Source organism: Bacillus sp. S2(2024), from assembly GCF_050474045.1.
GTDB lineage: Bacteria > Bacillota > Bacilli > Bacillales > Bacillaceae_G > Bacillus_A > Bacillus_A yunxiaonensis.
On the sequence record NZ_JBFLUS010000003.1, the window covers coordinates 4,336,079 to 4,348,641 of the forward strand.

General features: G+C 38.7%; 12 protein-coding genes and 1 pseudogene. 3 read left to right on the top strand and 10 right to left on the bottom strand.

All coding sequences use genetic code 11. The features are described 5' to 3' along the window. Positions 1–301: 301 nt before the first annotated feature. The 4 genes and pseudogenes from AB1284_RS22020 to AB1284_RS22035 form a co-directional block, all read right to left on the bottom strand. A complete protein-coding gene (locus AB1284_RS22020) occupies positions 302–661 on the bottom strand; it encodes a YxeA family protein (RefSeq protein ID WP_429752987.1) in 360 nt (119 codons plus the stop codon). Positions 662–892: 231 nt separating this feature from the next. Next, positions 893–1,768 (bottom strand): agmatinase, encoded by an 876-nt coding sequence (gene speB / locus AB1284_RS22025; RefSeq protein WP_429752986.1) that lies wholly within the window; start codon positions 1,766–1,768, stop codon positions 893–895. Positions 1,769–2,092: 324 nt separating this feature from the next. Beyond that, entirely contained in the window at positions 2,093–2,920 is an 828-nt protein-coding gene (gene speE, locus AB1284_RS22030) for a spermidine synthase (RefSeq protein ID WP_377880385.1), read from the bottom strand. Between the two features lie 185 nt (positions 2,921–3,105). Continuing rightward, positions 3,106–3,231, bottom strand: a pseudogene (locus AB1284_RS22035) (MFS transporter); the annotation flags it as partial. A gap of 219 nt (positions 3,232–3,450) precedes the next feature. Between AB1284_RS22035 and AB1284_RS22040 the strand changes: the two are divergent. Further along, positions 3,451–4,176, top strand: coding sequence for a glycerophosphodiester phosphodiesterase (locus tag AB1284_RS22040; RefSeq protein WP_429752985.1), 726 nt, complete (start codon positions 3,451–3,453; stop codon positions 4,174–4,176). Positions 4,177–4,254: 78 nt separating this feature from the next. Next, a complete protein-coding gene (locus AB1284_RS22045; protein WP_429752984.1) occupies positions 4,255–6,312 on the top strand; it encodes a transglycosylase domain-containing protein in 2,058 nt (685 codons plus the stop codon). Positions 6,313–6,388: 76 nt separating this feature from the next. Here AB1284_RS22045 and AB1284_RS22050 read toward each other — a convergent pair whose 3' ends face one another. From AB1284_RS22050 to AB1284_RS22060, 3 genes are all read right to left on the bottom strand, one after another. Further along, on the bottom strand, positions 6,389–6,934 hold the full coding sequence (locus AB1284_RS22050) for a GNAT family N-acetyltransferase (protein WP_429752983.1): 546 nt from the start codon (positions 6,932–6,934) through the stop codon (positions 6,389–6,391). Positions 6,935–7,392: 458 nt separating this feature from the next. After that, the gene (locus AB1284_RS22055) at positions 7,393–7,899 is read right to left on the bottom strand and encodes a YwhD family protein (protein WP_429752982.1); all 507 of its coding nucleotides are present in this window, start codon (positions 7,897–7,899) and stop codon (positions 7,393–7,395) included. 16 nt (positions 7,900–7,915) lie between these two features. Beyond that, positions 7,916–8,590 carry a site-2 protease family protein gene (locus tag AB1284_RS22060; protein ID WP_429752981.1) on the bottom strand — a complete coding sequence of 225 codons (675 nt, stop codon included), beginning with the start codon at positions 8,588–8,590 and terminating at the stop codon, positions 7,916–7,918. Positions 8,591–8,702: 112 nt separating this feature from the next. Here AB1284_RS22060 and AB1284_RS22065 point away from each other — a divergent pair, with 112 nt between their 5' ends. Beyond that, on the top strand, positions 8,703–8,891 hold the full coding sequence (locus AB1284_RS22065; protein WP_336482126.1) for a 2-hydroxymuconate tautomerase: 189 nt from the start codon (positions 8,703–8,705) through the stop codon (positions 8,889–8,891). Positions 8,892–8,926: 35 nt separating this feature from the next. On the opposite strand, the gene AB1284_RS22070 is transcribed toward AB1284_RS22065, so the two are convergent. From AB1284_RS22070 to AB1284_RS22080, 3 genes are all read right to left on the bottom strand, one after another. After that, positions 8,927–10,231, bottom strand: coding sequence for an HD domain-containing protein (locus AB1284_RS22070; protein WP_336482125.1), 1,305 nt, complete (start codon positions 10,229–10,231; stop codon positions 8,927–8,929). 139 nt (positions 10,232–10,370) lie between these two features. Beyond that, entirely contained in the window at positions 10,371–11,312 is a 942-nt protein-coding gene (locus AB1284_RS22075; RefSeq protein WP_429752980.1) for an ABC transporter substrate-binding protein, read from the bottom strand. A 450-nt stretch (positions 11,313–11,762) separates the two neighbouring features. Further along, positions 11,763–12,551, bottom strand: coding sequence for an ABC transporter ATP-binding protein (locus AB1284_RS22080; protein WP_429752979.1), 789 nt, complete (start codon positions 12,549–12,551; stop codon positions 11,763–11,765). Positions 12,552–12,563: the final 12 nt, after the last annotated feature.

Consider the following 12,563-nt stretch of genomic DNA (forward strand, 5'->3'; position numbering starts at 1 on the left):
AATCACTTTTCCTATCATATCAAAAAACAGCGGTGTCTGTCTGCTGAAATATTAGGAAACCTATTGAAAGATGTCGTTCCAAAAAATAATTTATAAAAGCGTTGGTATTATCTTTGTAAAACATTAAAACCCAAGTTCATACTGAACTTGGGTTTTTCACTATCCCGCTATTCGCGGGCAATAACACCCCCACCTCAAAAATCAGAGAGAATCAAAGAAGATAGGTGGGGGATAAATGCTGGCATGCGCCCGATTGGTGAGAGCTTTCCGTCAGTAGGCCCCCACTGACGGGAGTTTCACTTTAGTTTTTCAGTTTTTCTAACACTTCCGCGGGCACTTCATTCTCTCGCAGTTCTGCCCACCCTTTCCCTTGGCTGCCTTTTGCATAAATTTTCAAATAGACTCCTTGACGAAGTTCACGATTTATCATTTTTTTCACAACTTGCTCATTTCCGTCCCTATCATACGCAGTAAATGTATACAAATACTTATCGCCTTTTTTCTCACCTTGACTTGTTACGGTATAATATTCCTTTACTTCCTTACTTGAGAAAAAATTATCTACAAAGGCTTGCATACCCTCTGTTTTTGATTGTAAGTAAAAGGCACCTGCACCGCCTAAAATAGCAAGTACTGCTGTAACTTTTAATATCATACGCATGAATCTTTCCACCTCTAACATGTATCCTTGTATAATGCTTCATTAAGTATAAAATCTACCAAAAATAGTCTCTATCGATTTCCCTTACATTTCTCTTACATCATTGTAAGGAAAGTAAACTGGAATATTTAGTAAAAATAAAAAGGCTATTTCGATATAATTCGAAATAGCCTTTTTATTTTGCTTACTGTTCATCTAGCCCTAGTGACTAGAATGACCGGTAGCCTAACTTTATTTTTGCACCCATCCAAGTAACATTTCACGCACAAATTTACTTGCTGCGACTGGTGTTTGGTCGCTGTGATCATATACAGGAGCTACTTCTACTAAGTCTGCTCCCACTACGTTTATATTTGAATTTGCAATTGCAACAATGGAATCTAATAGTTCTTTTGATGTGATACCACCAGCTTCTAACGTTCCTGTACCAGGAGCATGAGCTGGGTCTAATACGTCGATATCAATTGTGACATAGACTGGGCGTCCTGCAAGTGTTGGCAATACTTTCTTTAATGGTTCTAACACATCAAATTTGTATAAGTTCATGCCAACTTCTTTTGCCCACTCGAATTCTTCCTTCATACCAGAACGAATACCGAAAGAATATACGTTTTCTGGGCCAATTAAATCACACACTTTACGAATTGGTGTAGAGTGAGATAAAGGCTCACCTTCATACGACTCACGTAAATCTGTATGAGCATCCATATGGATAATTGCTAAATCTGGATATTTTTTGGCCATCGCCTTAAAAATTGGCCAAGACACTAGGTGCTCACCACCAAGACCTAGTGGAAACTTACCAGCATCTAATAGTTTTGTTACATATTCTTCGATCATGTCTAAGCTGCGCTGTGCATTACCGAAAGGAAGCGGAATATCACCTGCATCAAAATATTTAACTTCCTCTAATTCACGATCTAAATACGGGCTATATTCTTCTAGCCCAATCGATACTTCACGAATACGTGCTGGGCCGAAACGAGAACCAGGACGATAACTTACTGTCCAATCCATCGGCATCCCATAGATAACAACCTCAGCATCTTCAAAACTTGGATGACTTTTAATAAATACTTTACCTGAATAAGCTTCATCAAAACGCATATTCTTTTTCCTCCTATCTGGAACTGAAGGTATCCCAACCTTTCATTTTGTCTCAAATTTGGAGCTGTTTTGCTCCTCTTTATCGATTTACCACGCTCTTCTTACACTGCTAAGAAGATTTTTTTACTTATAACAGCGTAAGCAGCTAGCTTATTCTGTCTTTTTATACCGTACACCTTAAGCGAGCTGCTTTCGCTTTTCTTATTGTCTAGCTCCAATGCCCAGGACCTCGTGTCTAAAAACCTCCGCACGAGAAAGTAAAAATCACTTTCTGTGCGAAAGAACTTTAGTCAGTCGGTCCTAAACGGGGCATTTCCGCTTTTCTTACTTAATTAAGTCCCCAACGAATTTCGGTAATACGAATGCTGCTTTGTGAAGCTCTTTTGTGTAGTATTTCGTTTCGATTTCGTGGAAACGCTCTTCACTTACTTCTAGTGGATCATGCTTCTTAGATCCGATTGTGAATGTCCAAAGTCCGCTTGGGTACGTTGGAATGTTTGCTGTATATAGACGTGTAATTGGGAAAATTTCTTTTACGTCTTTAAACACGTTTGAAATTAATTCTGGTGTGAACCAAGGGTTATCTGTTTGCGCTACGAAAATTCCATCTTCTTTTAACGCTTTAGAGATTCCAGCATAGAATCCTTTTGTAAATAAGTTTACAGCTGGACCTACTGGCTCTGTAGAGTCAACCATAATTACGTCATAAACGTTTTCGCTTTCAGCAATGTGCATGAAACCATCGCCTACTTTTACGTCTACGCGTGGGTTTTCTAATTCGCCAGCAATTTCTGGTAAGTATTTTTTAGAGTACTCGATTACTTTTCCATCGATTTCAACAAGCGTAGCTTTTTTCACGCTTGGGTGTTTTAATACTTCACGGATAACGCCGCCATCTCCGCCGCCAACAACTAGAACGTTTTCAGGGTTTGGATGTGTGAATAATGGTACGTGCGCTACCATTTCATGATATACGAATTCATCCTTTTGCGTTGTCATAACCATGCCATCTAAAATAAGCATATTACCGAATTCTTCAGTTTCAACCATATCTAGCTTTTGAAATTCTGTTTGCTCCGTATGTAAAGTGCGGTTAATACGCGCTGTAATTCCAAAATGCTTTGTTTGTTTCTCAGTGAACCATAGTTCCATTGTACAATCACGCCTTTCGTTGCAAATTATAATGTGGACACCATTAATGTCCCCTAACAAAAATAAAACAAAACATGTAAAATGTATAGTTAAAAATAGTAAAAAGAACGTAAATATATTTCAAACGAGTCGTTTTCGTTCGTATATTTAGTCAATTATGTATAAAACAGTAAAAAAATCCTTTCCTAGGAAAGGGTTTTGCTCTCAATTTTTTCATTTGCTCGAATCGGTAGACAAATCATCACACATTCAACTAATGCAACAATTCCACCTACTAAAAACGGGCTTTGCGGTGAAACCAGATGTGATAGATTTTTCATAAGGTGGGAGATCCATTACGCTTTTGTAAATTTTTTCTACCAGCATTGCGTTTTTGATTGCTCAGTTTCATAATTGAAGCAAAGTGAAAGTTCTAGCAATCGGGATTTTTTCACCTTCCACCTATCTTCTTCGGTTCTCTCTTAATCTTGAGGTAGGAGCTTACTACCCGCGAATAGCGGGATAAAAATGAATTATAAGGAGAATTTGTTATGAAACAACCACTTATTTTTGCGCATCGCGGTGTAAGAAGTACGCACCCAGAAAATACAATGATTGCTTTTCAAGAGGCAGAGCGTGTTGGCGCACATGGCATTGAGCTTGACGTACATATATCAAAAGATGGGGAAATTGTTGTCATTCACGATGAAACGGTGGACCGAACTACAAATGGAACAGGTCTTGTATATGAACAAACAGTCCAGCAATTGCAAGCACTCGATGCCGGCAGTTACAAAGATCCTTCTTTTCATGAAGCAAAAATCCCAACGCTACGCGAAGTGCTTATTTGGCTCTCTACAACAACAATGCAATTAAATATTGAATTAAAAACGGATGTTATTCGTTATCCTCGTATAGAAGAAAAAGTCGTCGACCTTGTTCGTGAATATCATCTATCTAATCAAATTATATTTTCTTCGTTTAATCATGAATCGGTTGCACTGCTTGCAGATTTAGCATCAGAGATCCCCCGCGCGATTTTATATGATGAACCGCTTGTGGATCCAATTGCTGAAGCAAAGAAAAGACAGGCACATGGTCTTCACCCAAACTTTGAATTACTCACAAAAGAGTTTGTACAAACGGCTCAACAGCAAGGATACATATTCCGCCCTTATACAATTAATGAATACAAAGACTTACAAAAGATGATAGATTACGGTGTCGATGTAATCATTACCGACTGGCCAACACGTGCTTTTGAGCTTCTTTCTTAATAAGAAGCTCTTTTTTTGTTTAAAAACAGCCAAAACCCTCAATACTAGTAAAAGTATGCTATGAGGGGTGACAAAAAAATGGAACTTACAACAAATGAAAAACAAGCAAAATATAAACGCTTTTTCCTCACTGCACTGTTATCATGTGTTATTTTCTTTGTTTTTACTATATTCATTGTCTTACTTGTTGCAAAAATTGCAGGACCACCACCTGTTGCAGTTCCGCAAACCACTATCTTTTATGCAAATGACGACTCTGTTATGGGGCAAAGTCACGGAGCGCAGGAACGCTATAATGTGTCACTCGACCATATTTCATCTTACGTGAGAGAGGCAACCCTTTCTATTGAAGATCAGCGCTTTTATAAACATCATGGTTTTGATATAAAGCGCATCGGCGGGGCAGTTATTGCTGACATTAAAGCGAGGGCAAAGGTACAAGGCGCAAGTACAATTACACAGCAATACGCCCGAAATTTATATTTGGATCATGATAAAACATGGAAACGAAAACTGTTAGAAGCGATGTACACCGTTCGCCTAGAAGTTAATTACAATAAAAATGATATTTTACAAGGGTATTTAAATACAATTTACTACGGGCATGGTGCGTATGGCATTGAAGCAGCAGCCCATCTCTACTTTAATAAAAATGCTAAAGATTTAAATTTAGCAGAAGCAAGTATGCTAGCAGGCATTCCAAAAGGCCCAAGTTTGTATTCTCCCTACTTACATGCAAACCGGGCCAAAGAAAGACAAGCTCTTATTTTAGATGAAATGGTAGAACAGAGGTATATCACAAAGAAAGAAGCAGCAGCGGCCAAAAAAGAAAAACTCGACTTGGCACCTCTTGAAAAAGAAGAAGTAGCAGAAATGGCACCTTATTTTCAAGATGCTGTACGAGCTTCTCTCATCAATGATGCTGGTCTCGATGAACAAACGGTAGCACGCGGCGGTCTGCGTGTATACACGACGCTAGATCCAAAGCTACAAACAATTGCGGAAAGTACAGTAAACGAAACCATTCCAAGTACAACGGAGATCGAAACGGCTATTGTATCCATGAATCCAAAAACAGGAGAAGTAATGTCCCTTGTCGGTGGACGTGATTATAAGAAAAGTCAATTCAACCGAGCGACGCAAGCGTACCGGCAGCCAGGTTCAACATTTAAACCCTTTTTATATTACGCTGCTCTTGAGCAAGGCTTTACACCAGTAACTCGCTTAAAAAGTGAGGATACTGTATTCACATTAGGTGATGGTGTTTCAAAATATAACCCAACGAATTATAAAGGCTATTATGCAGATGACTTTATAACGATGATGCAAGCACTTGCTGTCTCTGATAATGTGTACGCTGTGAAAACACATCTTTTCTTAGGTGAAGAATCACTTGTAAAAACGGCGAAGCAATTTGGGATTACAAGCGCATTAAAAGATGTTCCATCACTTGCGCTCGGAACATCTCCTGTAAAACCGCTTGAAATGGTGAATGCTTACAGTATGCTTGCTAACGGCGGCAAACAAGTCAAACCAACATTTATTCGGCGCGTCGTCGATCATGATGGAAACATTTTGTATGATGCCCATTTAGAAAAGAAACAAATTCTTGACGAAAATAATGCCTTTGTAATGGAAGAGATGATGACGGGCATGTTTAATAAAAAATTAAGCAGCTACGCCTCTGTCACTGGACAAAACCTTATTCCAAAATTATCCCGCACATATGCTGGAAAATCAGGTTCAACCGAGACAGATAGCTGGATGATTGGCTTTACACCGCAGCTCGTGACAGGTGTTTGGGTCGGCTACGATAAACAAAAGACAATCTCTAACCCTGCTGAGCAATCTTATGCGAAAAATATGTGGGCAACCATTATGGAGCAAGGATTAGAGGACAGCCCGAAAAAAGACTTTAAACAACCAGCCAATGTTGTCGCATTAAACATTAACCCTGAAAACGGAAAGATCGCAACGAAAGGTTGCCCTATTTCTGTCAAAATGTATTTTGTAAAAGGTACCGAGCCGACGGAGTATTGTATGGATCATATAGATGAGAAAGATGAATTTGAAGCAGTGCTAAAAGAGAAGAAAAAAGGAAAAGAAAGCTGGTGGAAAAAGTATTTTCCTTGGTAATGAAATCGCGCAAAGGTTGCATTGCAAAAAGGGTGCAGTGATTCTCCTGCTCCCTTTTCTTTCTTAAAAAGTGCTCCTATTCATCGTTATCATTTACAATAGCTAACACTTGATGGTCTTCCCATCTTCCATTTATCTTTACATTTTGCTTTGCAATGCCCTCTTTATGAAACCCTGATTTCTCTAAAACTTTTATTGATCCTGTATTATGCGGCATAACTCCTGCTTCTAATCGATGGAGTTTCAGCTCATTAAACGCATACGATACAACCAGGCGAACAGCCTCTGTCATATATCCTTTTCCATTATGGTTTTTATCTAGATAATATCCAATATAGCAACTTTGTAAGGGGCCGCGCAGCACCTCTGTCAGTGTAATATTCCCAATTAGTTCTTCTGTTTCGATTACATAAATACCAAATGAGTACAGCTCATCAAGATCTTTCTTTTCCTTGTTCTTCCTAATTCGATCCAGTTGACCTTCTAACGTATAAAAATCACGCTCTCTTAACGGTGTATACGTTTGAAAAAAATCTCGGTTTTTCAATTCCAAATCTAACAATTTTTCTGCATCATTATCTTCCAGAATCTTTACTAAAACACGACTTCCCTTTAATTCCAAGATGCGTCCTCCCCCTTATACCCTTCATAAAAATTTTCATATAAAATATGTTTTCTGACAAAATCTTTTATTTCCTGCATATAAGGTGACATTGCCCGCAAATAGCGGGATAAAGTGAAACTTCCATCAGTGGGGGTTCTTTTCATCCCCCACTGATGGAAAGCTCTCACCAATCGGGCTTTTACGGGCAGTTATCCCCCACCTAGCTTCTGTAAAAAAGCGGAAGCGGCTCGCCCAGAATCGCAGGACGTTGGAGCACCCGACAGAGAGGCGCTTTTTGCCTCGTCCGAGGGGGGGAAACGACTGGAGATTCTAGCCGCTAGAGCTAGACAGCGCTTTTCTCTGCACCTTAATATTGGGACTTACTGCCCGTTAATGCGGGAGAAAATACCGTTACCAACATTTCACCTATTTCAGAGCAAACAAAAAATCCCTTTCAACACGAAAGGGATTTCCTATTATTCTCCTAACAATTCACTACGTAATTTCTCACTAGAAAGATTCCATAGCTCCTCATTATGCTCTTTTAAGAATGTACCAAGCACTTTTTTAGAAGGTTCATCCATATGATCAACCATAATGTGACGCTTTAATGATTTATCCATTTTATTTACGTGCTCAGGTAATGATTTATAGCCGCGGCGAATTTCACGGTCTATTGTCATTTCGCATGCTGTTACGCCAGCATAATATGCACCATTTGCAGTGCGCTCAATTGTTACCCAAACGAGCCAATATGGTTTTGCATTTGGTACTTCTTCCTTATTAGTTAAAAATTTAATTCCTTTTTCAGCAGCACTGCGTGCATGCATCGCACCGATATCAACAACTGCCGTTCCTTCTGTTACATCAATAATAACAGGAGAAATATTTTCTAGACTTAATGCACCTACCCCAAAACCACCATGTCCATCTGTAGAGTCATTTTTAATAATATTAAAGCCGATTTGTTTCTTCTCTGCCATAGGAAATCCTCCTCTTCTAATACAATCCAAATAATGGTCCAATTATACTATGCAGCATACCTAAAACATACGGAATAACAACTTGGAAAATTGGCTGAATCGTATATCGATCTAACGGTGTAATTACAAGAATTAATAAAAAGATTGCGCCGTATTTTTCATATTGCGTCATTTTCGCACGTACATTTGTCGGTGCTAAATCTTCCACAACACGGTAACCATCTAACGGCGGAATTGGTAACAAATTGAAAATAAATAAAACTATATTAATCCCGATAAAAATTTGAAAGAACTGAAATAGTGTTTCTCCTACTGCTATTGGGAGTGCATCAATAACTCCAAACTTCAACAAACTATACCAAGCAATAAGCCCAAGGGCTCCTAATAGTAAGTTACTAAGTGGTCCAGCAATTGATACAAGAATACCAGCAAGACGCGGTCTTTTAAAATTATAAGGATTGACCGGTACTGGACGTGCCCAACCAAATCCGATTAATAATACAGCAATAATCCCGATTATATCTAAATGCGCCATTGGAGATAATGTTAAACGGCCTTGTCTTTTTGCTGTATCATCTCCAAATTTATACGCAACATAAGCATGTGCAAATTCATGTACTGACAAAGCTATCACAACAGCCATTGCCAATAACGGTAATTGGTACAGCGGATATGCAAAAAAGTGTTCCATACTTCCTCTCCCTCTTCATTATGTTAAAAAAGAAAAAAATTTCTTTTTCTGATTGTTCTGTTCAAGAATCCGTTATAATAGTACTGTAATCTACATAAAAGGAGCGATACATATGCCATACGTAACAGTAAAAATGCTAGAAGGACGCACAGAAGAACAAAAGAAAGCCCTTGCTGAGAAAGTAACTGCAGCAGTAAGCGAAACAACTGGTGCTCCTGAAGAAAACATCGTTGTTTTCATCGAAGAAATGTCTAAAAATCATTATGCAGTTGGCGGCAAACGCTTAAGCGACCAAAAATAATATTTGATACAGGAGAAACAGCTCTGCTGCTTCTCCTACTCTTTTCCTTCTAATAGACGAATAATCTTTTCTTTTACTTTTCCTTTTCGTCCGTCTTCATACAGTAAATCATGCGGATAGAATAGCTTTTGATCTGTTCTCTTTTTACCTGTAATTGCCTCAACAATATCCGACTCACGAGATAATTCACGCAGCTCTCCATTTGGCATAAGGAGTAAAATTGGCAGACGTTCTTCCTCTTCACCTGCACGGTAAAAGTCATACGGCAAGTCTGATGTGGAATCTACTACTAAATAATACTCTGGATCAAGTCCAATCTTCTTAAATAAACTATTTAATTCTACCCAATTGTTTAGTCCGTGCTTTTCTGTGAAATCTACACATTTGAACAAGTTACGGTTCATAAACCGGCGACATAAATCACTTAAAATGGCATCCTCTTCTTCTTGCCATACTTGGAAGTAATAATACATCACATTCTCGTCTAACTTTAAATAATCCTCCACCGTTACTTCTCCTTCGAATAAAGAGTAGAAATGAACCGGATGATATTTAAATGTATAGTACTGTTCATGCAACGCTTTCGCCCGGTGCAAAATTTTCGTTAAAATTACTTCAGCACTGCGCGTTACCGGATGAAAATACACTTGCCAGTACATTTGATAACGACTCATAATATAATGCTCGACAGCATGCATCCCGCTATATTTAATCACAACTTGATTGTTAAACGGACGCATTACTCGTAATATCCGTTCCATATCAAAGTTCCCATATTTCACACCTGTGAAATACGCATCTCGTAATAAATAGTCCATGCGATCTGCGTCAATTTGACTAGAAATCATACTGATTGCTAATTTATTAGTAGAAGTTTTCGCAATGACATCCGCTACCTTTTGCGGAAACTCATGATCAACACGGCTTAATACATCATGAATTTCTGTGTCACCGACAATAATTGCTTGTGTAAATTTTTCATGGTTTAACTCAAAGACTTTTTCAAATGAATGAGAAAAAGGACCATGTCCTACATCATGCAGAAGTGCTGCACATAAGCACAACAAACGATCTTCAGCGTTCCAATCCGGCCTTCCATCAAACACATCGTCAATCATACGGCGGATAATTTCATAGACACCTAATGAATGAGTAAAGCGACTATGCTCCGCACCGTGAAATGTAAAAAATGTCGTCCCTAGCTGCTTAATGCGGCGCAGACGTTGAAACTCTTTCGTCCCGATTAAATCCCAAATCACGCGGTCACGTACATGCACATATTTATGCACTGGGTCTTTAAACACTTTCGTTTCATTTAATTTGTCACTTACATATGCCATTAAAATTCACCGCCCTCCATTATACATTCTTATCTCTATTATAAACGAAAGGCGAAACAGAAAGAAATGAAAGACGGCATATTACTTGCATAAAAAGCAAATCACCTTCAAAAAACGAAGGTGATTTGCTCTATCATCATTATTTTTCTAAAATAAAATTAGATAATTCATCTAATAACATCTCTTTACCAAGTGGGAAATATGCTTTATTGAGGTCTTCGTTTTTAATCATATACACATGATTGTTTTTCACAGCATTCATGTTTTTCCAAATTGCTTCTTCTTGGAATTCTTTTAGACGCTGTGCTCCATCACCTGTTGTAAACACAAATAAAAAGTCTGGATTATAATCAATTAATGCTTCTTTTTGCAATTGTACTAACGGCTTGTCTGTTGGTGTACCATTAACTGCTGGTAATTTTAAATCTTTAAATAGAATACTACCGTAACCGTAATCACCGTATACACGGAATGCATTCGGATATGCAGCCATTACCATGAATTTCGCATCACCAGTTTTTGCAACGATTTTATCATGTAATTGGCCTGCTTTTTCATCATATTTCTTCAGCCATGCAGCTGTTTCTTTTTCTTTACCGAAGATTTTACCTACCTCTTCAAACTTTGGACGCCACTGATCTAATGGCGTACTTAACATGACTGTTGGTGCAATTTTAGATAATTGATCATAGATTTTTTCTTGACGATTGTTCACCAAAATTACATCTGGTTTTGCAGCAGCTACTGCTTCGATATTAATTTTATCGCCCCAAGCAGAACCAACTGCTTTCACATCTTTTAATTGATTTGCAATATGTGCATCAATTTTCTCTTGCGTCGTATTTGCTGTAATAACAGGCTTCATACCAAAGATTAATAATTCTTCTGTTGATCCGCTTAAATCAGCAATTCTCTTTGGGTTTGCAGGAATTTTAATTTCTCCTTTTGCATGTTTCACAACGCGTTCTTCACCTTTTGCATCTGCTTTCTTTTCTTCTTTCTTATCAGAAGAACATGCAGCGAATAATACAGAAGTAATAGCTAACAAGAAAACTAGTAGAGTTACTTTGATTTTCTTCATGATTCCCTCTCCTTACCTTATTGTAATTCTCATTCTAAATAGACAGTGCTACGAAACTCTTCCTTACAAAAGTTATTTTGTCAAAATAAGATTCATCACCAAAAGACGAGGGTGACTATAGATAGATGTACACTCCACTCCGAGTGGACACTTTCCGCGGGCGAGAGCAAGCCTCCTCGGCAAGCCTGCGGGGTCTCACTTTCCTCGCTATTCCCGCAAGAGTCGCCACTCTCCGTTCCGTGTATTAAAAATGATTCATTTTCAAAAAATCAACCCCAAGTTGCGATAACGAACCCAAAATAACCATTTCTATAAAGTGAAACTTCCATTAGCGGGGGTTTTCTTTATCCCCCACTGATGGTTAGTTGAACCAATCGGGCTCTTACGGGCAGTAAATCTCCCACTCTATCGTCAGCCATTTACTGCCCGCTAGAACCAACTTAAGCCTGCTTACGCACTTGTTAAATTGTAAGTAAGACAAATTGGTTTGCCATTGACAGGACACCGAACCATTTGTGCTTCAATTTCAAACACTTCGCGAAGCGTTTCAGATGTCATTACCTCATCAGGCGTTCCTTGTTTCATCAAGCTCCCATCTTTTAACGCGATCATATAATCAGAAAAACGGGAAGCGTGATTCAAATCATGAATAACCATTACAATCGTCCGTCCTTCTTCTTCATTTAACTTTTTTAATAGGTTCAGTACTTCAAGTTGATGTGCCATATCAAGATATGTTGTCGGCTCATCTAGCACAAGCAAATCTGTTCCTTGTGCTAGCGCCATCGCAATCCAAACACGTTGACGTTGTCCTCCTGAGAGTGCCTCGGCTGGCCGATTTACAAACTCTCTCATGCCAGTCACATCAAGCGCCCAGCGAATGTAACGATAGTCTTCTTCTGATAATGTACCGAACCCTTTTTGATGCGGGAAACGTCCATATGAAACAAGCTCAAATACAGTCAAACCTGTTGGCACTTCTGCCGTCTGCGGCAAGATTGCCATCTTTTTCGCAATTTCTTTCGTCGGCTGTTTCTCAATTGCTTTCCCGTCCAAATAAACAGTGCCTCGTCTTGCTTTTAAAACACGGGAAGCTGTTTTAAGAAGCGTGGATTTCCCGCACCCATTCGGACCAATAATTGTCGTAATTTTCCCTTCAGGTATTTCAACAGATAACCCATCAATAATGAAATTTTCGTTATATCCAACAGATATCGACTCAACCGATAAAGATGGCATATAGATCGTCCC

What these genes read in the sequence shown, in the direction of transcription:
- AB1284_RS22020 (WP_429752987.1), bottom strand. Translation starts at nt 661, where the DNA reads ATGCGTATGATATTAAAAGTTACAGCAGTACTTGCTATTTTAGGCGGT.
- speB (WP_429752986.1), bottom strand. Translation starts at nt 1,768, where the DNA reads ATGCGTTTTGATGAAGCTTATTCAGGTAAAGTATTTATTAAAAGTCAT.
- speE (WP_377880385.1), bottom strand. Translation starts at nt 2,920, where the DNA reads ATGGAACTATGGTTCACTGAGAAACAAACAAAGCATTTTGGAATTACA.
- AB1284_RS22040 (WP_429752985.1), top strand. Translation starts at nt 3,451, where the DNA reads ATGAAACAACCACTTATTTTTGCGCATCGCGGTGTAAGAAGTACGCAC.
- AB1284_RS22045 (WP_429752984.1), top strand. Translation starts at nt 4,255, where the DNA reads ATGGAACTTACAACAAATGAAAAACAAGCAAAATATAAACGCTTTTTC.
- AB1284_RS22055 (WP_429752982.1), bottom strand. Translation starts at nt 7,899, where the DNA reads ATGGCAGAGAAGAAACAAATCGGCTTTAATATTATTAAAAATGACTCT.
- AB1284_RS22060 (WP_429752981.1), bottom strand. Translation starts at nt 8,590, where the DNA reads ATGGAACACTTTTTTGCATATCCGCTGTACCAATTACCGTTATTGGCA.
- AB1284_RS22065 (WP_336482126.1), top strand. Translation starts at nt 8,703, where the DNA reads ATGCCATACGTAACAGTAAAAATGCTAGAAGGACGCACAGAAGAACAA.
- AB1284_RS22070 (WP_336482125.1), bottom strand. Translation starts at nt 10,231, where the DNA reads ATGGCATATGTAAGTGACAAATTAAATGAAACGAAAGTGTTTAAAGAC.
- AB1284_RS22075 (WP_429752980.1), bottom strand. Translation starts at nt 11,312, where the DNA reads ATGAAGAAAATCAAAGTAACTCTACTAGTTTTCTTGTTAGCTATTACT.
- AB1284_RS22080 (WP_429752979.1), bottom strand. Translation starts at nt 12,551, where the DNA reads ATGCCATCTTTATCGGTTGAGTCGATATCTGTTGGATATAACGAAAAT.